This window comes from Streptococcus sanguinis (assembly GCF_003943735.1).
GTDB classification, from domain to species: Bacteria; Bacillota; Bacilli; order Lactobacillales; family Streptococcaceae; genus Streptococcus; species Streptococcus sanguinis_E.
In genome coordinates this window covers 92,215-115,905 of the sequence record NZ_RJMV01000004.1, presented here as the reverse complement: position 1 = coordinate 115,905, position 23,691 = coordinate 92,215, and the positions used below count along the sequence as shown (strand labels likewise).

At 43.2% G+C, this 23,691-nt stretch carries 26 protein-coding genes; 25 read left to right on the top strand and 1 reads right to left on the bottom strand.

Annotation, left to right across the window (positions count from 1 at the left end; genetic code table 11):
• The first annotated feature begins 97 nt into the window (after window positions 1–97).
• Window positions 98–1,135: a zinc-binding dehydrogenase gene (locus D8877_RS06395; protein WP_125352753.1), complete on the top strand. Its 1,038-nt coding sequence runs from the start codon at window positions 98–100 to the stop codon at window positions 1,133–1,135.
• Window positions 1,136–1,225: 90 nt separating this feature from the next.
• On the opposite strand, the gene D8877_RS06390 is transcribed toward D8877_RS06395, so the two are convergent.
• Entirely contained in the window at window positions 1,226–1,951 is a 726-nt protein-coding gene (locus tag D8877_RS06390) for a hypothetical protein (protein ID WP_125341346.1), read from the bottom strand.
• 109 nt (window positions 1,952–2,060) lie between these two features.
• On the opposite strand from D8877_RS06390, the gene D8877_RS06385 reads away from it, so the two are divergent.
• The 24 genes from D8877_RS06385 to pstA all read left to right on the top strand — a co-directional run bounded on the left by D8877_RS06385 (window position 2,061) and on the right by pstA (window position 23,688).
• Complete coding sequence (locus D8877_RS06385; protein ID WP_125341345.1) at window positions 2,061–2,669, top strand: TetR/AcrR family transcriptional regulator; 609 nt, start codon at window positions 2,061–2,063, stop codon at window positions 2,667–2,669.
• Window positions 2,670–2,737: 68 nt separating this feature from the next.
• Window positions 2,738–3,799: an ABC transporter permease gene (locus tag D8877_RS06380; protein WP_002900595.1), complete on the top strand. Its 1,062-nt coding sequence runs from the start codon at window positions 2,738–2,740 to the stop codon at window positions 3,797–3,799.
• Complete coding sequence (locus D8877_RS06375) at window positions 3,800–4,465, top strand: ABC transporter ATP-binding protein (protein WP_125341344.1); 666 nt, start codon at window positions 3,800–3,802, stop codon at window positions 4,463–4,465. It abuts the gene before it with no gap.
• A 124-nt stretch (window positions 4,466–4,589) separates the two neighbouring features.
• Window positions 4,590–4,868, top strand: a complete 279-nt coding sequence (locus tag D8877_RS06370) for a TIGR04197 family type VII secretion effector (RefSeq protein WP_185760184.1) — start codon at window positions 4,590–4,592, stop codon at window positions 4,866–4,868.
• Window positions 4,869–4,873: 5 nt separating this feature from the next.
• The gene (locus D8877_RS06365) at window positions 4,874–5,215 is read left to right on the top strand and encodes a hypothetical protein (protein WP_125352749.1); all 342 of its coding nucleotides are present in this window, start codon (window positions 4,874–4,876) and stop codon (window positions 5,213–5,215) included.
• 28 nt (window positions 5,216–5,243) lie between these two features.
• The gene (locus tag D8877_RS06360) at window positions 5,244–6,932 is read left to right on the top strand and encodes a polymorphic toxin type 44 domain-containing protein (RefSeq protein ID WP_125341341.1); all 1,689 of its coding nucleotides are present in this window, start codon (window positions 5,244–5,246) and stop codon (window positions 6,930–6,932) included.
• Window positions 6,910–7,509 carry a hypothetical protein gene (locus tag D8877_RS06355; RefSeq protein ID WP_142999424.1) on the top strand — a complete coding sequence of 200 codons (600 nt, stop codon included), beginning with the start codon at window positions 6,910–6,912 and terminating at the stop codon, window positions 7,507–7,509. The genes D8877_RS06360 and D8877_RS06355 overlap by 23 nt, the downstream gene beginning before the upstream one ends.
• A gap of 468 nt (window positions 7,510–7,977) precedes the next feature.
• Window positions 7,978–8,397, top strand: coding sequence for a GNAT family N-acetyltransferase (locus D8877_RS06350; RefSeq protein ID WP_125341339.1), 420 nt, complete (start codon window positions 7,978–7,980; stop codon window positions 8,395–8,397).
• A 330-nt stretch (window positions 8,398–8,727) separates the two neighbouring features.
• Window positions 8,728–9,339, top strand: coding sequence for a TetR/AcrR family transcriptional regulator (locus D8877_RS06340; RefSeq protein WP_002906803.1), 612 nt, complete (start codon window positions 8,728–8,730; stop codon window positions 9,337–9,339).
• 18 nt (window positions 9,340–9,357) lie between these two features.
• Complete coding sequence (locus tag D8877_RS06335) at window positions 9,358–11,124, top strand: ABC transporter ATP-binding protein (RefSeq protein WP_125352747.1); 1,767 nt, start codon at window positions 9,358–9,360, stop codon at window positions 11,122–11,124.
• Window positions 11,117–12,862: an ABC transporter ATP-binding protein gene (locus D8877_RS06330; RefSeq protein ID WP_125352745.1), complete on the top strand. Its 1,746-nt coding sequence runs from the start codon at window positions 11,117–11,119 to the stop codon at window positions 12,860–12,862. The genes D8877_RS06335 and D8877_RS06330 overlap by 8 nt, the downstream gene beginning before the upstream one ends.
• Window positions 12,863–12,958: 96 nt before the next feature.
• Complete coding sequence (locus tag D8877_RS06325; RefSeq protein WP_125341336.1) at window positions 12,959–13,381, top strand: hypothetical protein; 423 nt, start codon at window positions 12,959–12,961, stop codon at window positions 13,379–13,381.
• A gap of 30 nt (window positions 13,382–13,411) precedes the next feature.
• Window positions 13,412–14,683 (top strand): DUF2130 domain-containing protein, encoded by a 1,272-nt coding sequence (locus D8877_RS06320; protein ID WP_125341335.1) that lies wholly within the window; start codon window positions 13,412–13,414, stop codon window positions 14,681–14,683.
• 9 nt (window positions 14,684–14,692) lie between these two features.
• Entirely contained in the window at window positions 14,693–15,136 is a 444-nt protein-coding gene (locus D8877_RS06315; RefSeq protein WP_004187301.1) for a GNAT family N-acetyltransferase, read from the top strand.
• A gap of 30 nt (window positions 15,137–15,166) precedes the next feature.
• Window positions 15,167–15,970 (top strand): alpha/beta fold hydrolase, encoded by an 804-nt coding sequence (locus tag D8877_RS06310; protein WP_125341334.1) that lies wholly within the window; start codon window positions 15,167–15,169, stop codon window positions 15,968–15,970.
• A 3-nt stretch (window positions 15,971–15,973) separates the two neighbouring features.
• Window positions 15,974–16,852 carry a tRNA pseudouridine(55) synthase TruB gene (gene truB / locus D8877_RS06305; RefSeq protein WP_125341333.1) on the top strand — a complete coding sequence of 293 codons (879 nt, stop codon included), beginning with the start codon at window positions 15,974–15,976 and terminating at the stop codon, window positions 16,850–16,852.
• A 247-nt stretch (window positions 16,853–17,099) separates the two neighbouring features.
• Entirely contained in the window at window positions 17,100–18,029 is a 930-nt protein-coding gene (locus D8877_RS06300; protein ID WP_312023225.1) for a bifunctional riboflavin kinase/FAD synthetase, read from the top strand.
• A gap of 111 nt (window positions 18,030–18,140) precedes the next feature.
• On the top strand, window positions 18,141–18,542 hold the full coding sequence (locus tag D8877_RS06295; RefSeq protein WP_002906786.1) for a Spx/MgsR family RNA polymerase-binding regulatory protein: 402 nt from the start codon (window positions 18,141–18,143) through the stop codon (window positions 18,540–18,542).
• Window positions 18,543–18,544: 2 nt separating this feature from the next.
• Window positions 18,545–18,823, top strand: a complete 279-nt coding sequence (locus tag D8877_RS06290; protein WP_125341331.1) for a UPF0223 family protein — start codon at window positions 18,545–18,547, stop codon at window positions 18,821–18,823.
• Window positions 18,813–19,583: an inositol monophosphatase family protein gene (locus D8877_RS06285; protein ID WP_185760183.1), complete on the top strand. Its 771-nt coding sequence runs from the start codon at window positions 18,813–18,815 to the stop codon at window positions 19,581–19,583. The genes D8877_RS06290 and D8877_RS06285 overlap by 11 nt, the downstream gene beginning before the upstream one ends.
• Window positions 19,584–20,888 carry an RsmF rRNA methyltransferase first C-terminal domain-containing protein gene (locus D8877_RS06280; protein ID WP_061588959.1) on the top strand — a complete coding sequence of 435 codons (1,305 nt, stop codon included), beginning with the start codon at window positions 19,584–19,586 and terminating at the stop codon, window positions 20,886–20,888. It abuts the gene before it with no gap.
• Window positions 20,889–21,018: 130 nt separating this feature from the next.
• Window positions 21,019–21,900, top strand: a complete 882-nt coding sequence (locus D8877_RS06275) for a phosphate ABC transporter substrate-binding protein PstS family protein (protein WP_125341329.1) — start codon at window positions 21,019–21,021, stop codon at window positions 21,898–21,900.
• Window positions 21,897–22,814: a phosphate ABC transporter permease subunit PstC gene (gene pstC / locus D8877_RS06270; protein ID WP_002895771.1), complete on the top strand. Its 918-nt coding sequence runs from the start codon at window positions 21,897–21,899 to the stop codon at window positions 22,812–22,814. The genes D8877_RS06275 and pstC overlap by 4 nt, the downstream gene beginning before the upstream one ends.
• The gene (pstA, locus tag D8877_RS06265) at window positions 22,804–23,688 is read left to right on the top strand and encodes a phosphate ABC transporter permease PstA (RefSeq protein WP_002895770.1); all 885 of its coding nucleotides are present in this window, start codon (window positions 22,804–22,806) and stop codon (window positions 23,686–23,688) included. Before pstC ends, pstA begins: the two co-directional genes overlap by 11 nt.
• Window positions 23,689–23,691 lie beyond the last annotated feature (3 nt).

Below are 23,691 nucleotides of genomic sequence, written 5' to 3'. Positions count from 1 at the left end.
TATAAGAATTTTATCTTAAATGATGTCAAAAATTTGACTTGAAGGGTGCTCTAAGTTGTATAATAGTTACTATAAAGATATCAAAGGAGAAGAAACGATGAAATTGGCAGTTTATACAAAAGCAGGTCAAGTTGGACTGACTGAGATTGATCGTCCGCAAATCATTGAGGCAGATGATGCCATTATTCGGATTGTTCGGACCTGTGTCTGTGGTTCTGACCTATGGCGCTACCGCAGTCCAGATATTGAAGCAGGCCATCAAAATAGTGGGCACGAAGCGATTGGAATTGTCGAGGAAATTGGCGATGCAGTAACGACTGTTAAACCTGGCGATTTTGTTATTGCGCCATTTACTCATGGATGCGGGCAATGTGATGCCTGCCTGGCAGGATTTGATGGCACTTGTGATTCTCATATTGGGAATAATTGGTCAAATGGGGTGCAAGCAGAATATATCCGCTTCGAATTTGCTAACTGGGCTCTTATCAAAATTCCGGGTCAGCCTTCTGATTATACAGAAGGGATGCTCAAATCACTCTTGACACTGGCCGATGTCATGCCAACTGGCTATCATGCTGCACGTGTGGCAGATGTCAAGCGTGGTGATAAGGTGGTCGTTATTGGTGACGGAGCCGTTGGACAATGCGCTGTGATTGCTGCTAAAATGCGTGGTGCTTCCCAAATCGTTCTCATGAGCCGTCACGAAGATCGACAAAAAATGGCCTTAGAGTCAGGTGCGACAGCTGTTGTTGCAGAACGTGGCGAAGAAGGAATTGCCAAAGTGCGTGAGATTCTAGGTGGTGGGGCAGATGCAGCTTTGGAATGTGTTGGAACAGAAGCTGCTGTTGATCAAGCTCTGGGAGTCCTTCACAACGGCGGGCGCTTAGGCTTTGTCGGTGTGCCTCACTATAATAACCGAGCGCTCGGTTCTACCTTTGCTCAAAATATTACAGTGGCAGGCGGTGCGGCCTCTGTCACGACTTACGACAAGCAAATCTTGCTCAAGGCAGTTCTTGATGGTGATATTAATCCAGGCAAGGTCTTTACAAGTGAGTACAGACTGGATGAGATTGACCAAGCTTATAAGGACATGGATGAACGCAAGACCATTAAGTCCATGATTGTCTTTGATTAGGTAAGGAAGAAAACAGCCTTGCTGCGGTCTCTTTAAGATGGCAGTGGGCTGTTTTTGCATGGCTTGGTAGTTCTTTTCATGAAAGGAAATTCATTCTTTATGCTCTTTGCACCAAGCTATCCACTTTGACCATTCGGCAGCCAGGTGGAGCTGGTGTTCTTTGATAAGGCTGTCTGGACAAAGGCTGGGGAATTCAACACAGAATCGGGCTTCTAGGCCTTTTTCTGTGTCGCGAAACTGATGGCGAATACCACCGATATTGCAACCATTCGCTAGACTGGCGGCACCGACAGTTTGGAAGGGATAAGACGCATCACGAGGCTCCTCTATTTCTGCTTCACCACCAAGGTCAAGGAAAAACTGTGTCGGCAGCGGGCTGTTTCCTGCAGTTTCAATGACTTCCAGTTTGCTGTCGTGCGGCTGCAAGGCATAATGGTCTGGACAGGCACCAAGATTGACTCGTTTATGAACATCTGACTTTTCTAACATCAACTTTTCTAGCATTATACTGAAAGAAGCAGCAGTCAGTCCACTTGCAAAAATCGTTACAACAGCTCGTTTTCGTGGTTTCTTGGACCATTTGGCTGCCCATTTCATCAAATATTGGCTCCATTTGAGTTTGGTTCCGATTTGCTGGATTAGCACTTCGTATGTCAGCTTCATTTTTGCTTCCAGTAGGGCTTGGTCTATAATCTCCGTGTTGTCAGTATTAGGCAGCTGTAGATTAAGTATCTTAGCTGCTTTGTAGATTCTCTGCTTCCGCCATTGCTCAATTCTTTCTTGACTGACTTCCTTTTGATTGATCATAATCTTCATCTTTTAATCCTCCTGTTCTTGCCTTCTGCTTATATTTATTATATAGTGGGAGCTGGATGGTAGACAAGCATCAATTTTAGATAGACTGTTGCATTTTGAGGTGAATGGCATGTATGAGAAAAAAAGAAGAGAGACAGAAAAGCGGATAGAGACTAGCTTGCTGCAGTTGATGAAAGAGCAGACTTTTGAGACAATCAGCATTCGCCAATTGATTGACTTGGCGGAGGTGAATCGCAGTACTTTTTATCGGTATTATTTGGATAAATATGATCTGCTGGAGAAGATAGAAGACAGTTTGCTAGGTGATTTGCAGGCCTATTATCAAGAGGCACGAGAATCTGCTTGCTTGTTCAAGTTAGAAAAGGATTTTAAGGTGGCTGACTATATCCATGAGAAACAAAATCTTTTTCATTTTTTTGAGCCTTACTTGGAAGACTTAGCCATTCTTTTGGGACCGAATTGCAGTCCAACTAGTTCGCGGCGATTGCAGGAAGCTTTGAGGGAGATTTTCTGGCAGAGTATTTCCTTGGCTGATCCACATTTAGAGGAGGTAGAGGTGGACTTGCTCCTGAATCATCAAGCCGCGTCCTTTATGGGAACCCTGACTTACTGGCTGGCTCATCCTCGCTATAAGGCTCAGCAAATGAGTGATTTTCATGCTAGGGTGACCGCTGTCGGTCTGGCGGGCTTTGTCAGAGAGCATATGCAGGGGGATTGACAGGATAGTTTTTCCAGCTTGCTTCTTGTATGGTATAATAGTCTCGAATATCTCAAAGGAGGACAGCTTTGTTTTTAGCTTTTAAAGAGATTGTCTACAGTCGCGGACGCTATCGTTTAGTGGTTGCTGTGGTCTTTCTCATTACCTATATGGTTTTCTTTTTATCCAGTCTTTCCGTCGGTTTGGCTAGGCTCAATCGCTTGGCTTTGGACCAATGGCAGGCTGAGTCGATCGTCTTGTCGGAGTATGCCAATAAGAATCTAATAGCTTCGACTCTCAAGGAAGAGGAATACAGCCGTCTGCTTCAAGGGGACTCAATTGCGGCTTTAGGTCAGACGTCAGCAGTGGCCAATTATGAAGATGGGACTGATAAACTCAATGCTCAGGTTTTTGGTCTCTCTTGGGATAGTTTTCTAGCGCCTGACATTATTGAGGGACGTCCTGCTGAGACTGCTTATGAAGTCATTGCGGATAAGCGTCTGCAGCAAAAAGGTGTGAAACTAGGCGACCAGCTTCAGCTTAATGGAAGTGAGCGCCTCTATCAGGTTGTTGGTTTCACAGAGGATAATAGCTTCTTTACGCAACCTGTAATTTTTATGGATCTAGATGATTTCAGGGAATTAAAGTACGGCTCTAGTCAGGTTAAGAATATCAGTGCACTTGTGGTCAAGGATGGTCAGAAGATTGAAGAAGCTGGACTTAGTCAGCTCTCTATGAGCGATTTTATAGAAAATATCCCTGGTTATCAGCCTCAGGTACTGACTTTTTCCTTTATGATTGGTGCCATGGTTCTGATTACATTTTTGGTATTGGGAATTTTCATGTACATCATTACCATCCAAAAGACGCATCTTTACGGCATTATGCGCGCCCAAGGGATTGCCAGTGGGAAGATTATTGCTTCTATTTTTTGGCAGATTTTCATCCTGTCCACTCTGGGAATCAGCTTAGCTGTCTTGGCTCTTTTGGGAACCCAGCTAGTCTTGCCAGCTTCTATGCCTTTTTACAGTGACTGGCGAGCTTATGCTGGATTGATTGTCCTGATTGTTTTCATGTCACTGGCTGGCGGACTTTTGTCCATTCACCGGGTTCTGAAAATTGACCCTATCACAGCGATTGGAGGTGAATAAATGTCAATCATAGAACTAAAAGGGGTTACAAAAGAATATGGTCAAGGGCATACGCTGGTTCAAGCCCTGAAACCAACTGATTTCCGATTGGAAGCAGGGCAGTTTGTAGCTATTATTGGGCCATCAGGATCGGGTAAAACAACCTTTCTGACCTTGATGGGGCATTTACAAACTCCCTCAAAAGGACAGATTCTCCTGCATGGGAAAGATACTTCCCAGCTCAAGGAAAAGGAACGGGCTGCTCTGCGTTTCAATGATTTCGGCTTTATTTTGCAGGCTTCCAATCTCATTCCTTTTCTGAAAATCGAAGACCAGTTTCAGCTGATTGACCGCTTATCTAAAAAGGAAAGGACGGATCTAGACAGTCTGGTTGAGTTGCTAGATCTTAAAGGAACTCTCAAGCAGTATCCGAAAGAATTGTCTGGCGGAGAACGGCAGAGAGCTGCTATCGCCCGAGCACTTTACAACAGTCCTGATATTATCTTGGCTGATGAGCCGACAGCTAGTCTGGATACGGAGCGGGCCAAGCGCGTGGTCCATTTGCTCAAAGAGGTGACCCAGAAATTCCATAAGAGCGTGGTCATGATTACACATGATACCCGCCTGCTGGACGAGGTTGACAAGGTCTATGAGATGCAAGATGGAGTGCTGACTCAAGTTCGATAAAGCGTTAGAATGGTTTAAGCAAACAATTTAAACCATTTATAGGAAACCTGTTTATCGTTGACAGGTTTATCTTTTTTTGTATATCATAGATATGATAACGAAATGTATTAAAAAGGGGAAGATAATGAGCAACCAGATTCAAAGTGATATTAGCGTAGCTTCTACTCATGCTAGCACTCTCAGTAGTAATGCTAGCTCTATTGCAACAGGAATAGGGGTAATCAAAGATTCAAGTAGTGTGCTTCAAGGAAATGAGGTGGCTAGTACTTACATTGATGATTCTGCAACTACAGCAACAACGATTTCAGAACAGTTGTCCACTTTTATAAACCTATTACATAGTGTTGCTCAGGATTTTGAGGCAGTAGATCAAGCGGTTGCTCAATCTATCAATGGGGGATAAACTTAATGAGTTGTAGAAGAAATTCAGATACTATTTTGAAAGAACGGCAGCAAGCCTTTCAGCGTTGGAATCAGATTGATATTGAGGTTCGACAAGTGAATCGTTTTGAGGAGGAAATAGATGGTTTGTATGGAAATGCTGTTTTCTCTCTCAGCCAAATCGAGAATTTACCCATGAATCGACTGGATGTCTATGATTTTCAAGACATTCTTTTATCAGTGCAGCGTAATCATCATCTGCTGAGCTTGGATGTAGAAAATAAGAGAATTGAACTTAAGAAAGAAGAGAGAGCTTTAGAAGAAAGGCTTGAGAATCTTCAGAGAGAATATAATAAAGTGCTTAATTAAGAAGAGAGAAAGATAAGGAGTTACAAAGATGGGAATTAAGATGGATTTAAGTGCTTCAAATACCCAAGCATCATCAGTTTCTTCTGCTTCGCAAAGTCGTGTTGCAAGTTATGAATCAGCTTTAACAGCTATTTATGGTTTTATCTCTGAGCAGGAACTTAAAGGCCGTGCCTATGGTAGTGCTCGGACATATGCTAAGGAGATGTTTGTGCCACTTTTTCAGGTAGCAATCCTCTATGAAGAGGGGGTGGCAGAGTCTATCAATAATCTTCCTAGTCGCTATATCACTGAAGTCGATGTAGAGAGTCTGGATCAGGATATATTACAGAGCCAGATTGATGCTTATGACCAAGTGATTGCCGCCCAACAGGCGGTTTTAGATGTTGCTAATAAGCAAAAAGGAGTATCAGCTACTACTAAGGAAAGCATTCAATCTAGTATTGATGCTATTCAGAGTAAGCGAGACGAGCTTCGACAAAAGTTGGATAACCTAATCGCTTTTGATGCTAGCTCTCCTAGTATCTTCGACAGTATGGATAGTCTCAAATTTGCTCTCAGTCAAGCTTTGGCTCTGATGACGGATAATTTCGCTAGCTTTAATGGTACCTTCAAACTGCCCAGTGCTGGGAAGATGAAGTGGGTAAATAAGGTAAATAAAGAATTCAAAAAACGAGATGAACTCAATAAGAGTTATCTTAAGGCGCTCAAAAAATTAGAAAAGGGTGAGAAGTTAAGTGAAAAAGATATAAAAGCTCTTCAAGCATATGCAGAACGATACCCTAATAAAGAATTGCCTAAAATAGTAGAGGGAAAATTAAATCTTGAGACAACAAATCTAGTTAAGACGCATAACTTGAAGAAAAAAGTCGAAGAAATCAAAAAGAGCAATCTTTCCGAAGGTAAAAAAACTGAAGCGATTGTAAAAGCTTATGAGGATTATCTTTATAACTTTTCTAATAACAAGGATGCTTTTTTAAAGTATAACGAAATAAGAAAAGAAATTGGAAAAGAGTGGGATCCTAAAAAGAATGGGACAAGTAAACAAAAGAAAGCTTTTTATGCAGAGAAGAATTTGAAGAAATCTTTGTCAAAATCAGGCATTGATATGAAACAGGTTCTTCAAGATTTGGGAGATGATGTTCTGGAGGTAAATAAAAACGATAAAGCAAATACTAGATGGAAAGAACTTTTAAAATCTAAAAATTTAAACTATTTGGATCTAATTGGAGAAGCTGGAGCTTATGAGGTTGCTTCTCATCTGAATTTCTATAACATGGTTCAGACTGGTAAACCACTTGATTTGAAAAGTCGAGTTCTTGGAACAGATCGTGCTGAGTATTCAATTTGGGCTAGAGACTGGGGTGGAGGTGTTAAGGCGGATTATGCCGGAAATTATCTATATGGATATGTTGGGAATGGGTATGTACCGGTTGGTAAAGGACAGAATCGAGCTAACTATTTGAAGACAGCAGCTGGTGCAGCACAGTTACAGTCAGATCTCAAAAATAGTTATAATGATATAAAAAAAGACCCAGAATCCTATAGGGTAATGGGAATTCCTTATTCGGAATGGTTAACCACATTTCCTAATAAAGTTGGATTGGAGTTAATTGATTATGAGATGAGCCTTTATAGAGGCGAATTTGGGGATAATTCTGGTGATGCAAAAATGATTCAAGATGGAGCAGAAGATTATGCAAAGAGACATTCAGACTAATTATTCGGTGCAAGCAAGTGATGGTCTAACTAGATTTAAAAAGAAAAAAAGGGTATTACTTTGGGTGATGATTGGGATTGGATTGTATACTATTATTACTGTCTATCTAATATCAGGATTTAGAATACTTTTTCCAGGACAGGAAACACAAGTGATTGTTAGTACTCCAGATCAAGAAGGTGCTAGCTCTCAATTTTATTTAATTAAATTTGATAAGACCAAAATAAAATTATCTGGTCAAGAAGTTTGGGGCAACCCTTATGATGACTATATGGACTACTTTAATTCAGATTCGGAGGAGGCAGTTATATATGACATCAAGAGAAAAAACAAGTACTTAGTATCTTATGGCGATGAAATGACTGAAAAAATAATCCCTAATGATAAAAGAAATGAAGTTTACTTGGCTGACGATGGTATAATTGTGCAATATCAAGGAAAACGGATGTTTGATGTTTCCGCACGAGGAGAAACTTACAAGATCAAAATCAAGAATGTATCTAAAGGTATTACAGTCATTCAAAGCCACGTCGATAATCGAGAAGGTGCTGTACTTCAAAAAAATGAAACTGAGTGAAAGGCAATCAACAGTACAGCTTCATTTAAGGGGGCTAAGATGATTAATGAAATGATGAATCACAAACCTACATTATGAAAATAATAAAAAGAAGCACATGGCGAGTGATAAAGGTAACATTGCATTATTTCTTCTATTCTTTGGAACGATTGTTATTTCAGTTTCTTTCTATTTTTCTAATCGAATATCTTGTAAATATGATGACTAGTATATTATTGGCAAGACAGAACATGAAATAATTGAACGATATGATAGTTTTGATTACAAAACGAAGTCGGGCGGACGACTGGGATACTACCTAAGATAGGATAATAATTTTTTTAGAACAAAAGAAAATCATATTTTTTATTATTTTTGATACAAATAATAAAGCTGAAAAATAGTAACTGGAGGCCAGCTTGGCATCGATTAAGTTTCTATAGAAGTGATTTAATGTATTAGTAGAAGTTAAAAAACAAGGAGATAGCCATGATTCATTATAAAATAAATCCACAGCTGGATTTTGCTGCTGTACTAGATCTCTATGCTTCGGTTGGTTGGAGCAATTACACCAATCATCCTCGGCGGTTAGAGCAAGCCTTCCATCAGTCCTTGTTTGTGATGGCAGCCTACGATGACGATGAAGAGTTGGTTGGTTTGATCCGAGTGGTCGGAGATGGGCTTACCATTGTCTTTATTCAGGATTTGCTGGTGTATCCACACTACCAGCGTCAGGGGATTGGACGGAGTCTTCTTCAGCAGACGTTGGAAAGTTTTAAGGATGTTTACCAAATCCAGTTGGCAACGGAGCAGTCAGATAAAAATCTAGCGTTTTATCGAGAGCTCGGCTTTCGCCGACAGGAAGATTTCGACTGTACGGGCATGATTTATGCACCTGATAAAAAGTAAAATTATAGAGAGAGTGGGACAGAAATCGGTAATTCGTTAGAATTCGATTTCGTCGTCCCACCTCCGCACAGTTGAGTAGGTCTGTAAAAGCTGATGAAATCAGCGTAGTAGAGCCCACTCAACCACTGCGTCTTGCTCGACAATACAAAGACAATTGAGAGGCTAGGACTTTTGTCCCAGCCTCTTTTGTCATGTTCACAAGAGGAAAAGGGAAGTAGAACTAGACCGATGAAAATATTTCTCGGTCTCTTTTGTTTTTCCTTGACAGTTAAATTATCAGAATTTATAATAAAATAAGAAAGGCGATAACGGTGTTATCGAATTGAAACCATGAAAAAAGAAACAGATGAGTTAAACGAAAAAATCTTGGAAAGCGCGAGGAGTGAGTTCTTAGCTTATGGCTATCAGAATGCTTCACTGCGGAGAATTTGTCGCGCTGCAGGCTTGACGACTGGGGCTCTTTATAAGCGCTATGAGAGTAAGGACAGTCTCTTTGTTGCCCTGCTTGAGCCTACTTTGACAGCCTTAGACCAGTATGGACAAGAGCAGAAGCGACGTGACTATGCTTTCCTAGAAGAGGGACACCTGTCTGATATGTGGGCCCATCGCTTGGAGGATCTCCAGTCCCTGATGCGGATTCTCTATGAACATAAGGATATTATGCAGCTCTTGCTCTTTAAATCTCAGGGATCTTCGCAAGCGGACTTCAGGATGCGTCTGCCTCATTTGGCTGCAGACGAGACTTATCGCTATTTGGAGCTGGCATACAAAGAGGGTAAGATCAATCATTTGGTCAAACATGAGTTTCTGCGATCGTGCATGACAGCTTATTACACTGCTGTATTTGAGCCCTTGGCTCAAGACTGGCCCCAAGAGCAGGCGCTGGAATTTTGCCATTCCATCATGGACTTGTTTGACTGGGGAGGTTTGCTAGGTTTTTGATAGAAAGAAGGAAATTCTATGAAGAAAAAATCTGTCCTTGCTTGGATCTGGGACTTTGTTTCCCTTCATAAGATATATTTTGTGCTCAGTCTGATCTTTGCCTTTGCCTCTGTGATTTCAGGATTTCTGCCTTATTTCTTTATTGGTGGAATGATTAATCAGCTCTTGGCTGGCAATAAAAACTGGGATTTTTACCTGCAGCAGTCAGCGTGGGCAGGTCTGGCCTGGATTGGCTACTGGGGATTTCACGGTATTTCCACCATGCTGTCGCATACGGCTACTTTTAAGATTCTAGCGGAAATGCGGCATCGCCTGACAGACAAGCTAGCGAGGCTGCCTCTAGGTACAGTACTCAGTCAGTCATCAGGAAGTTATAAGAACATTATCGTTGAGCGGGTGGATGCGACCGAAACGACCTTGGCTCACCTGATTCCAGAGTTTACCGCTGGGATTTTTGGTCCGATTATTGTCCTCATTGCCATGCTGATCATTGATTGGCGGCTGACCTTGCTGTCTCTCCTGACTATTCCTATTGTGGTGCTGGCCTATGTTCGGATGGCTGCCAATAGCGAAGCGGACTATCAAAATACTCTGGTCAAGACCAAAAAGCTCAATGATACAGCGGTCGAATACATCAATGGGATTGAGGTTATCAAGGTCTTTGGCAAGGAAAAATTTTCTTATGATAAGTTTGTGACAGCTGCTAGAGAAGGAGCAGACTGCTTTATTGAGTGGATGCGCAAGTTCAATCTGGAGATGGGGATTGTGACTGCTTTTCTGCCATCAGGCTTGCTCTTTCTACTACCGGCTGGCTGTTATTTCTATCTGCAAGGCAGTTTGACTGCCAGCAATTTTATTCTGATGATTATTCTTTCGCTCAGTCTTCTGACTCCTCTGATTTTAGTGGCTAGCTATATGGACGATTTACGGAAAATCGGCACTATTTTTGGCCAAGTCATTGATATTTTGGAAAAGCCTGATTTGGAAAGGCCTCAGGAGCTGAGAGAACTTCCAAAAGGAAGGGAACTGGTCATGACGGATGTCAGCTTTGGCTATACAGATGAAGAGGAAGTACTCCATGGTATTTCGCTAGATATTAAGGCTGGCAGCATCAATGCTTTAGTTGGGCCATCAGGCTCAGGTAAGTCTACAATTGCCAAGCTTCTAGCTTCTTTCTGGGATGTCACTTCTGGTCAGATTACCTATGGTGGCTTGGATATTCGTCAGCTTCCGCTAGACTATTACAGTCGGCAGATTGCTTACGTGACCCAAGATAACTATCTCTTTGATGAGACCATTATGGAAAATATCCGAATGGGAAATCCAGCAGCTTCTGATGAAGAGGTCATCGAAATTGCCCGTCGTTGTGGCTGTTATGACTTTATCATGAACTTAGAAAACGGATTTGAGACTCAGGTAGGCTCTGGTGGCGGTCATCTATCTGGTGGGGAGCGTCAGCGGATTGCCATCGCCCGTGCCATGCTTAAGGATGCGCCGATTCTTATCTTGGATGAAGCGACTGCTTATACAGATCCTGAAAATGAAGCACGGATTCAGTCCAGTCTGGCTCGTCTGATTGAAGGACGGACCTTGATTGTCATTGCCCACCGATTGTCTACGATTATGAGTGCAGACCAGATAGTTCTGGTCAATGATGGTCGGATTGAAGCAAGGGGCCGGCATGAAGAATTGCTTGCAGCTAGTGCGCTTTATGCTTCCATGTGGCGGGCCCATATTGCTACCAGGGATAATAGTGAGATGGAAGGAGGGCTGACTCATGCTTAACATACTGAAGAAATTCTTTGATTTCTGTACGGCAGAGGACCGTAGGAAATTTTATCAATCCATTTATCTGGGCATCGTCAAGTCCTTTATCATTGCTCTACGTATTCCAGCTATCGGTCTAGTCGTCATGGGACTGATTGAGAAGAATCTCTCTATGCAGACCTTCTGGCTAGCTCTGGGTATCATGCTGATATCCACTGTGCTAAACGTCTGGATTACCCTGAAAATTACCATGCTGCAGACGGAAGCAGGTTATCATACCTGTGCTCAGAAGCGGATTGAAATTGCCGAGCACATGCGCTATCTGCCCATGGGTTACTTTAATCAAAATAGTTTGGGCAAAATTACCAGTGTTACGACTAATACGCTGGAAGGGTTGTCTGATGTAGCTACGCGAGTGGTTATGATGACTGTGCAGGGCTTTCTGACGACTGGTCTCATCACTATTTTGGTCTTTCTCTATGACTGGCGGGTTGGACTGGTTCTCTTGGTGGGTCTCGTCCTCTTTCTCCTGCCAAATACCCTCATGCGTTGGCAAGTTGGCAAGGTTTCTGATGACAAGTATCAGGCGGATATGGACCTGGTAGCCGTTGTTTTAGAGTACAGCCAAGGGATTGCTGAAGTTAAGAACTACAATCTGGTTAACCGTTCTGCCAAGAAGCTGTCCAAGGCTATTGAAGGCAAGAGTCAGCTAGATACTAAAATGACACTCGTGACCTCACCTTACATTGCCCTCCAGGGCATGGTGACCAAGCTGACGGGTCTCTTTATGGGGCTTTTCTCTATCTATTTTTATCTCAATGGCAGTATGGAGCTGCTGGTAACCATTATGATGATTGTCAGTGGTTTTATGATTTATGAAAATCTAGACGGCGTTGGCTCTTTCTCTTCTCTCCTGCGCATTGTTGATCTGTCGGTTGATATGGTCAATCAAGTCTTAGCTATCCAGCCGATGGACATCAGTGGTCAGGATATTGATCTTAAGAGTAGCCGGATTGATCTGAGAAATGTTAGCTTCTCTTATGGAAATAAGAAAATCATTGACCAGGTTTCCCTCACCATTCCCGAAAAAACAACAACTGCCCTGGTTGGACCTTCTGGATCAGGCAAAACAACGCTCTGCAACCTCATTGCCCGCTTCTGGGATGTGGACCAAGGAAGTATCAGTCTGGACGGACACGATGTTAGAGATTACAGCTATGACAGTCTGATTCGTAATTTCAGCTTTGTCTTCCAAAGCGTCTATCTCTTTGAGGATACCATTGCTAATAACATTCGTTTTGGCAAGCCGGAGGCCAGTCAGGAAGAAGTAATAGAGGCTGCCAAGAAAGCTGCCTGTCATGACTTTATCCTCTCACTGCCTGATGGCTATGACACCAAGATTGGTGAAGGAGGTGCCAGTCTTTCTGGAGGTGAGCGTCAGCGCATTTCCATCGCACAGGCTATTATCAAGGATGCTCCTATTATCATTCTGGATGAAGCAACAGCCAATGTTGACCCAGAAAACGAAGAAGCCCTCATGCAGGCTATTCAGGCTCTGACTCGCGATAAGACCATTATCATGATTGCCCACCGACTCAAGACGGTTGAGCATGCTGACCAGATTTTGGTGCTGGATCAAGGTCGTATTGTCGAGCAAGGCAAACACCAAGACTTACTAGCCAAACAAGGCATTTACAGTAAGTTTATCCAAGAAAGAAAAACAGCCGCCAGCTGGCGGATTGAGATGGGGGAGTGATAAAATGATACAGCAAGCTATTTGGCTTGCTGTTTTTAATTTCGAGAAAGGATGGTATAATAATCATAAAGATTAACGAGCAGAAGTAGGAGAAAGATGGAAAGAGCAGAGAAACAGCCTCCTGGCCGGGCCTTTAGTTTGCATGATTTGAGCACTCGGAAGATTTGGCTGGAAAGCAATCATTTGCATGTTCAGTTTGATTATATGATTGATTATAGTCAGGAGGGCGAAAAGTATTATGAAGCTGGCATTTGCTTTGAAAATGTTGAGCTTGATTATTGTCAAATCTACATTTTGGACAGTCAAGAAAATCGGGCATTCACTGGTGTTTACTATCCATTAGAACATTTTCTAAAAGAATATCCGCAATTTATTATTACAATTATTCACGAATATTACAGTGATAAAAAGTGTCTTTGGCAGGGAGAATTATCAATGGGAAATAAGATTTTTCCTTGTCAGCTCCAAATAATGTATGAAGGCTGCATGAACTGTCGTGTCGGAAAAGAAAAAGAATAAAGAGTTTAACTACAGAGAAAGAGGTACCCCATGAACGAAATCAAATGCCCCAACTGTGGGGAGGTTTTTACAGTCAATGAGAGTCAGTATAGTGAGCTTTTGTCGCAGGTTCGGACTGCAGAGTTTGACAAGGAGATTCATGCTCGGATTGAGCAGGAACTGGCTTTAGCAGAGCAAAAATCCCAGAATGCCCAACAAGCTTTGCTATCGCAGAAAGAGCAGGAAATTAGCAATCTTCAAAGTCAGATTTCTCAGTTTGAGACCCAGCAGGAATTGGCAAAGAAAGAGGCGGAGCAGGCAGCTAGTCTTCAATTGCAGGAGAAGGATAAGGAAGTTCATCAATTGGAAAGTCAGTTGACAACTCTGCGCTTGGAGCATGAAAATCAACTTCAAAAAACCTTGTCAGCGCTGAAAAAAGAGCGAGACGAGGTTAAGAATCAGCTAGTCTTGCAAGAAAAGGAAGCAGCGCTGGCTCAGACCTCTCTCAAAGAGCGCTATGAGGTAGAGCTGCGTCAGAAGGATGAGACCATAGAGTTCTACAAGGATTTTAAAGCCAAGCAGTCCACTAAGATGATTGGCGAGAGTTTGGAACAGCACTGTGAGTACGAGTTTAACAAGAACCGTATGGCCATGTTTCCACGAGCGGAGTTTGGCAAGGACAATGATGCCAGAACAGGCAGCAAGGGTGACTACATTTACCGTGAGGTGGATGAAAATGGTGTAGAAATCCTCTCCATAATGTTTGAGATGAAAAATGAAGGCGATGAGACAGCGACCAAGAAGAAAAACGAGCATTTTTTCAAAGAGCTGGATAAGGACCGGCGGGAGAAAGGCTGTGAGTATGCCATTTTGGTGACACTTCTTGAGGCTGATAGCGAGCTCTACAATTCGGGTATTGTCGATGTGTCCTATGCCTATGAGAAGATGTATGTTATCCGGCCACAGTTCTTTTTGCCCATGATTACCCTCCTGCGTAATGCTGCGCTTAACTCGCTCCAGTACAAGCAGGAGCTGGCCTTGGTGCGGGAGCAGAACATTGATATTACGCATTTTGAGGAAGATTTGGATGCTTTTAAAGTAGCTTTCGCTAAGAACTATCAGTCTGCTTCGACCAACTTTGGCAAAGCTATCGAGGAGATTGACAAGGCTATCCGCCGGATGGAGGAAATCAAGAAATTCCTGACGACCTCTGAAAATCAGCTGCGCTTGGCAAACAACAAACTGGACGATGTCTCTGTCAAAAAATTGACGCGCAAAAATCCTACCATGAAAGCAAAGTTTGAAGCTTTGAAGGGTGACTAGGAGGATCCTATGCAGATACGAAAAGCAACCATGAAAGATGCTGAAGTCTTACTGTCTTTATACGAAGACTTGGGCTATCCAACGACCGCTTCTAAGCTGGCTCGACGTTTAGAAACGATTCTTTCTCAGCCGCATTATGGCTGTCTTTTAGCTGAAAGAAACGGAGAAATTTTAGGTTTCTTAGGTTATGCAAAGCTATTCTTTTTTGAAGCAGATGGATCTTACTATCGTATTTTAGCTTTGTCAGTTGCAAAAGAAGCAAGACGACAAGGAATTGCTAGTAGGCTAATCGATGAATTGAAAAAACAAGCGGTAAAAGAAGGAGTTAAGGCACTGACTCTAAATAGTGGATTAACTTCTGAACGAAATGCTGCACATCAGTTTTATCAGGCGGTTGGATTTGAAAAAGTGACTGCCGGCTTTGCACTGCATTTAAAAAGTCAACATGAATAAACATGATAAAATAGTAATGGAAACGAAGTAATGTCTTCAACAAAAGGGAAAACCTTATATTTTAACGATAAGAGCATGGATTATGTGACCTTTGGAAAAGGGAAGAAGCCGCTGCTCGTCATTCCAGGTCTAGGGGATGGTTTGGCGACTGTGAAGGGAATGGCGCAAATGCTTGCCCTATCTTATAGGAGCTTCGCAACAGCTTACCAGGTCTATGTTTTTAGCAGAATCAATGAGTTGCCAGAAAATTATACAACACGAGATATGGCGACTGATATTGCTGAAGCTATGGAGGTTTTAGGTCTGAAAACGGTAGCTGTCCTAGGAATTTCCCAAGGCGGTATGATTGCCCAATGGTTGGCATCAGATTTCCCAGAAAGAGTTGAAAAATTGATTTTGACAGTTACTACTGCGAAACTGAATAATCTTGGTAGGGAGAGGATTACTTGCTGGCTTGAGTTGAGTCAGACGGGATCCTATAAGGAACTGATGTTGGATATTGCAAGTCACTCTTATACACCTAAATCCTTTGGAAAGTTTAAATACCTTTATCGAATAATGGGAATCTTAGGTCGCATTAAAGATAAACATCGGATTGCTATTCAGGCCATATCTTGCTTAAGACATGATAGTATGGCAGTCCTGGAAAAGATCAACTGTCCTACACTAGTCATCGGAGCAGAAGAAGATGACGTTCTAGGTGTAGAAGCTTCGCTCGAATTGCATCACCATATCAAAGATAGCCAGCTCACTATTTTGTCAGATTGTGGCCACGCACTCTATGAAGGGCATAAAGATTTCCAAAAGAGAGTTTTAGTATTTTTAGAAAGTTAACCAATGAACGGAATTATCAACTTAAGAAAAGAAGCGGGTATGACCTCGCACGATGCGGTATTTAAGCTGCGCAAAATTTTAAAAACCAAGAAAATCGGTCATGGGGGAACCTTGGATCCAGATGTAGTAGGGGTGCTTCCGATTGCTGTGGGCAAGGCGACGCGCTTGGTCGAGTTTATGCAGGAGGAAGGCAAGGTCTACGAGGGGGAGATTACTCTAGGCTGCTCAACGACGACAGAGGATGCCAGCGGAGACATCTTAGAGCGGACGCCAGTGACAGAGCTTTTAGAAGAAGCCCTTATCGATGAAGCGATGGAGTCCATGACTGGTGAGATTCGCCAGATTCCGCCCATGTACTCTGCAGTCAAGGTCAATGGCCGCAAGCTTTATGAGTATGCTAGAGCGGGTCAAGAAGTGGAGCGGCCAGAGCGGCAGGTGACCATCTATAGTTTCGAGCGCACCAGTCCGATTTCCTATGAAGATGAGCAAGCCCGCTTTCGTTTTCGAGTCAAGTGCAGCAAGGGGACCTATGTCCGAACCCTGTCTGTTGATTTGGGAGCTAAGCTTGGCTTTGCCAGTCACATGTCCCAGCTGACACGGACTTCCTCGGCAGGTATGAGCTTAGATGATGCCTTGACTCTGGATGAAATAGCAGAGCGAGTAGCAGTAGATGATTTTTCCTTCCTCCAACCACTCGAATTAGGAATCGGAGATCTACTGAAGGTTGAGCTCTCAGACGAGCAGGTTGAGGATGTGAGAAACGGTCGTTTTATCAGCTTGATGTCAGAAGAAGCGGATCTAGCTGGCTTTTATAAGGAGAAGTTAGTAGCCATTTTGGAAAAGCGGGAAGCCGCCTACAAGCCCCGCAAAGTCTTCCTTTAATATCCGCAGTAGAATTGTCAAAAGATTGTTACTCTTTTGTAATATGAAATGTGCGCTTGCATGTTATAATAATTTCATTAAACCTCACAAAAGGACAGCAACTGCACAACTGCTGTCCTTTTGTTTTGCTTTTTTTCGATTTTGACAAACGCCCTGACTAGAGCAGTCAAATCTTTTTGAATATTTTGCAGTTTAGCACGGAACGGATATTGTAAAAATAGCAAATGCGTAGTAAAATAGAGGAATGATGATAACCAAGAGAATTATAGATGAAAAAGGGATTGATCAGACAGAAGATACGGTCCTTGTTCTAGGCTATTTCGATGGACTGCATAAGGGGCATCAGGCACTCTTTGAGAAAGCGAGAGAGATTGCAACGGAGCAAGATCTCAAGATTGCAGTACTAACCTTCCCAGAGTCTCCTAAGCTGGCCTTTGTCCGCTATCAGCCTGAACTCATGCTGCATCTGGCTAGTCCTGAAGACCGGATGGCGCAGCTGGAAAGTTTAGGTGTTGACTATCTTTACCTGATTGATTTTACTAGCCATTTTGCGGGCAATACAGCTCGGGACTTTTTTGAGAAGTATGTATCTCGTCTGCGTGCCAAAGCCGTGGTAGCTGGCTTTGACTATCATTTTGGCTCAGACCGCAAAGAGTCACATGAGCTGAGAGATTATTTTAACGGTAAGATTGTTATCGTTCCTTCGGTTAATCTGGATAATCGGAAAATTTCTTCCACTCGGATTCGGGAGACGATTGCAGCTGGAGATATGCTGAAAACTCAAGAATTGCTGGGCTATCCTTTGTCCACTCGCGGTATCGTGGTTCATGGCAATGCCAGAGGACGGACGATTGGCTATCCAACAGCCAATCTAGCTCCCTTAGATCGAGTCCATCTCCCAGGAGATGGCGTCTATGTCGCGGATGTTGAGCACAATGGTCAGCGCTATCGTGGTATGGCTAGTGTTGGGAAAAATGTAACTTTTGACGGGGATGAACTCCGTTTTGAGGTCAATATGTTTGATTTTTCTCAGGATATCTATGGCGATACCATTCGGATTTTCTGGCTGGATAAGATTCGCGAGATGGTTAAGTTTGATGGTATTGACAGCTTGATTGCTCAGCTGCAGAGCGATGAACGGATCGCTAGAAGTTGGACTACTTATCGAAATAGCTGAAAAATTTATATTTTCATGACATTCGGCAGTAATTTTCAAAAAAATATAGTCAAGCCAAATAAAATTTAGTATAATAGAGGTAGTTATTATACAGAATTAGAAGAGAAACGCATGATTACATTATTTTTATCGCCGAGTTGTACTTCTTGCCGTAAGGCGCGTGCTTGGCTGCTAAATCATGAAGTGCCCTTTCAGGAACATAATATCATGACGAGCCCTCTGTCAGCTCCCGAATTGCAACACATTCTTTCTCTGACAGAGAACGGTACAGACGACATTATTTCAACTCGCTCAAAAATTTTTCAGAAATTAGATTTGGATGTGGAGGATTTGTCCATTTCAACCTTGATTCAGTTGATTGAGGAAAATCCCAGTCTTTTGCGACGCCCAATTATTTTAGACGGCAAACGGATGCAAATCGGCTTTAACGAGGATGAAATTCGTGCTTTTCTGCCTCGGAGTTATCGTAAGGAAGAGTTAAGATCCGCAACCATGCGGGCAGATATTCAGTAAAGATGAACAAAAATTATAGTTACCCACTAGATTTATCGTGGAGCACTGAAGAGCTTGCTTCGGTGCTCTCTTTTTTTAATGATGTAGAAGCAGCTTATGAACAGAAAGTCCAAGCGGAAAAGCTCCTGAAGTCCTATGCGGCTTTCAAGCAAGTTGTTCCGAGCAAGGGTCAAGAGAAGCGAATCGACCGAGAGTTTGAAAACGTCAGCGGTTATTCGCTTTATCGTGCTGTTCAAGAGGCAAAAAGTAAAGGTAAAGGAAGCATTTCTCTTGGAAAATAAATTTCATTTTGCTAAAGAAATCATCTACCAAGCTGGTGCTTTTTTGAGAGAACATCTCTATGATGATTTGGATGTGAGACAAAAGACCAGTGCCACTGACTTAGTCACCCAGATGGACCGGAAGGTTCAGGATGATTTGGTGGCTAAGATTCTAGCCCGCTATCCCCAGGATGCTATTTTAGCGGAGGAAAATGGACTCCGACATAATATTGCTGATGGCAATGTCTGGGTGATAGATCCGATCGATGGGACCACTAATTTTATCACTCAGAAGGCTGATTTTGCAGTCATGATTGCCTATTTTGAAAAGGGAATTGGTCGATTTGGCTTGATTTATGACGTGGCTAGAGATCAGCTCTATCATGGTGGCGGGGACTTTGATGTCTATTGTAACGAACGGAAACTTCCTGCTTTTGAGAACCGGCCTTTTCAAGATTTTCTCATGGCTTCTAATGCCGGTATGCTGCAAGCCAATGATTGGGGCTTGTCAGACTTGGCTCGGGAGTGTTTAGGGGTTCGGGTTTATGGCAGTGCTGGGATTAGCTTTAGCAAGGTGCTGTCAGGCGGTCTCTTGGCTTATTTCTCCTACAACTGGCCCTGGGATTATGCAGCGGCTTCGATTATGGCGGAGAAGTTGGGCTTTGTCGTCCAGACCTTGGATGGCAGTCAGCTAAATTTCCAGACTCGGCAGCCTGTCATGATGGCGCCTAAGTGCAAACTATCGGCTCTGAAGCCTTATTTAGAAAAGGGGAAGCAGTAGATGGACTTTCCTAAAGGTTTTAAAGAAAAATATGAGCAGATTTTAGGCGCAGAAGCGGCGGATTTTTTTGCGACTTTTGACGAGGAGCCGATTTCGGCCTTTCGCAGCAATCCTCTGAAAGAAGGCCAGCAGAATTTCTCAGATGCCATTCCTCAGACAGACTGGGGCTTTTATGGCAAGGTTTCTGGCAAGTCTGCTGAGCATGTGACTGGTCTGGTTTATTCGCAGGAGCCAGCAGCTCAGATGGTGGCTCAGATAGCAGCACCATCTAAGGGTATGAAGGTCCTAGATTTGGCGGCGGCTCCAGGTGGCAAGTCCACCCATCTTTTATCTTTTTTAGATAATACTGGCTTATTGGTTTCCAATGAAATCAACAGCAAACGCTCAAAAATCTTAGTGGAGAACATTGAGCGCTTTGGTGCCAGAAATGTGCTTGTTACCAATGAATCTGCTGACCGACTGGCTCAGGTCTTTGAAGGTTATTTTGATTTGATTGTGCTAGATGCACCTTGCTCAGGTGAGGGCATGTTTCGTAAGCAGCCGGATGCTACTCAGTATTGGACTCCGGATTATCCAGCCCAATGCGCCCAGCTCCAGCGAGAGATTTTAACAGCTGCTATGAGCATGCTTGCCAAGGACGGTCGCCTAGTTTATTCGACCTGTACTTGGGCTCCTGAAGAAAATGAAGAAATTGTTGCCTGGTTACTGGATGAATTTCCTCTTGAACTGATTGATATTCCTAAGATAAACGGGATGACTGAAGGAATTGGCTTTCCTGAGACAGCTCGGATGTATCCGCATCGCTTCAAAGGTGAAGGTCAGTTTGCAGCCCATTTTCGCTTTACGGATGAGAATAGCTGCAAGAAGATTAAATCAGCTAAGCATCGCTTGACGAGCGAGCAAAGAAAACTCTGGCAGGATTTCGAGACAAAGCATTTAAAAACAGTCTTGACTGGAGACTTGCAGACCTTTGGGGACAATCTTTATTTGTTGCCAGCTGGATTGCCAGACCTCTCCAAGCTAAAGATTGCCCGTAACGGTTTGCATCTAGGAACGTTTAAGAAGAATCGCTTTGAGCCTAGCTTTGCCCTAGGCTTGGCTATAAAGCCCAGCGAAGTTCTAAATAGAGTTGAAATAAATAATCAGGACTTCAAGAAATATGCGGCAGGAGAGACGATTGAACTGGCAGAACCGCGGCTAAACGGCTGGTACCAACTAGTCCTTGGCGGTAATGGTTTGGGCTTTGCAAAAGTCACTGGAAAAACCCTGAAAAATTATTTCCCAAAAGGCCTGAGATTTAGATAAAATATTAGGAAAAGCTGGTATTATATGATATAGTTGAAGATGTGAATGTATTGAAAAAAGCTTCTTTCTGCTAAGTAAGAAATACTAAAGATACTTCCCATCCTCTTGATTTTATTAAAGGAGAAATCTTTTGAACAAATTGAAAAAATTTGCTTTAGCGCTGACAGCTCTGAGCTTAGGACTCACCTTATCAGCTTGCTCATCTTGGATTGACCGTGGTGAATCCATGACAGCAGTAGGGTCAACTGCTCTGCAGCCCTTAGTTGAAGCAGCAGCTGATGACTTTGGCTCTAACAACATCGGTAAAACTGTCAATGTTCAGGGGGGGGGATCTGGCACAGGTCTGTCTCAAGTGCAGTCAGGAGCTGTTGAAATTGGGAACTCTGATGTTTTCGCTGAAGAGAAGGAAGGAATCAAAGCGTCTGACTTGGTGGACCATAAGGTCGCTGTGGCCGGTATTGCTGTGATTGTTAATAAAGAAGTGAACGTGGATAATCTGACGTCCGAGCAGCTGCAGAAAATTTTCACTGGTGAAATAACCAACTGGAAAGAGCTGGGTGGTAAAGACTTGGAAATTTCAATTATCAATCGTGCGGCTAGCTCTGGGTCCCGCGCAACCTTTGACAGTGTCATCATGGATGGGAAATCAGCTGTGCAGAGTCAGGAACAGGATTCCAACGGTATGGTGAAAAATATCGTTTCGCAAACTCCTGGTGCGATTTCTTACCTAGCCTTTGCCTATGTTGATGAGTCTGTAAAAACCTTGAAACTCAATAACTATGAGCCAACAGCTGAAAATGTTGCTACTAATAATTGGTCGCTCTGGTCTTATGAGCATATGTATACACTGGGCAAGCCGACTGGTCTGGCTGCTGAGTTTCTGGAATACATGCTGTCAGACGATGTTCAAAAAGGCGTTGTTACTAGCATGGGCTATATCTCAATCAACGATATGAAAGTCAGCAAGGATGCTGATGGGAATGTCACAGCAATAGAAGGAGATTCAAAATGAAAAATGAGGAATTAACCAAAAAGTTGTTATCGCCTTCTAAAAATTCTCGCTTGGAGAAGTTTGGCCGCTATCTAACTTTTGCCTGTCTGTCACTGATTGTGGTGATTGTGGCTATGATTCTAATCTTCGTTGCTCAGAAAGGTCTATCTACTTTCTTTGTCAACGGCGTTAATGTTTTTGATTTTCTTTTTGGTGGTGTCTGGAATCCTTCTGGTAAGGAATTCGGTGCCCTGCCAATGATTTTAGGCTCTTTTATCGTTACCATTCTGTCAGCCCTGATAGCAACTCCCTTTGCGATTGGTGCAGCTGTCTTTATGACAGAGGTGTCTCCAAAAGGAGCAAAGATATTGCAACCGGCGATTGAACTTTTAGTTGGTATTCCGTCTGTTGTTTATGGATTTATCGGTCTGCAAATCGTGGTTCCTTTTGTCCGTACAGTCTTTGGCGGGACTGGTTTTGGGATTTTGTCTGGTATTTTTGTGCTTTTTGTCATGATTTTGCCGACAGTAACCTTTATGACGACGGACAGTCTGCGTGCTGTGCCACGCCACTACCGTGAAGCTAGTCTGGCTATGGGCGCAACGCGCTGGCAGACCATTTGGCGGGTAACACTCAAGGCTGCTCGCTCAGGTATTTTTACAGCTGTAGTCTTTGGAATGGCGCGTGCCTTCGGTGAAGCCCTAGCTATCCAGATGGTTGTTGGGAACTCTGCGGTGATTCCAACCTCTTTGACAACACCAGCAGCTACACTGACCTCTGTCTTGACCATGGGAATCGGAAATACCGTTATGGGAACAGTGGATAATAACGTTCTCTGGTCTCTGGCTCTGGTGCTCTTGATGATGAGCTTAGCCTTTAACAGTGTGATTAAACTAATTACAAAAGAAAGAGGTAAGAAAAACTATGCACGCTAAGAAATTAGATAAATTGGCGACTGGTGTTCTCTACACAATAGCGAGTATCATTGTTGCCATCCTTGCCTCTCTCATCCTCTATATCTTAGTTAGAGGTCTGCCACATGTTTCCTGGTCTTTCTTGACAGGGAAATCCTCTTCTTACCAAGCTGGTGGTGGTATTGGGATTCAGCTATACAATTCCTTCTTCCTGCTGGTAATTACTCTGATTATCTCTGTGCCTCTTTCTATGGGGGCTGGGGTTTATCTGTCAGAGTATGCTAAGAAAGGCCCAGTGACCAACTTTGTCCGCACCTGTATTGAAATTCTGTCTTCACTGCCTTCGGTAGTAGTCGGGCTCTTTGGTTATTTGATCTTTGTTGTCCAGTTCGAGTATGGCTTTTCAATCATTTCTGGTGCCTTGGCTTTGACAGTCTTTAATCTGCCTCAGATGACGCGGAACGTCGAAGATAGCCTGCGCCATGTCCACCACACCCAGCGTGAAGCTGGTTTGGCCTTGGGAATTTCTCGCTGGGAAACGGTCCTGCATGTGGTCATCCCAGAAGCTTTGCCTAGTATTGTAACAGGGATTGTACTGGCTTCCGGTCGTATCTTTGGTGAGGCTGCAGCCTTGATTTATACAGCAGGTCAGTCAGCTCCGGCTCTGGACTGGTCCAACTGGAATATTTTCAGTGTCACTAGTCCTATCTCTATCTTCCGTCAGGCTGAAACCTTGGCTGTCCATATCTGGAAGGTCAATAGCGAGGGAACAATTCCTGATGGAACGGCTGTTTCTGCTGGTTCAGCAGCAGTTCTCCTGATCTTCATTTTGATTTTCAATCTGGGAGCCCGCAAACTGGGCAGCTATCTACATAAGAAATTAACCTCTGCTTAAAGG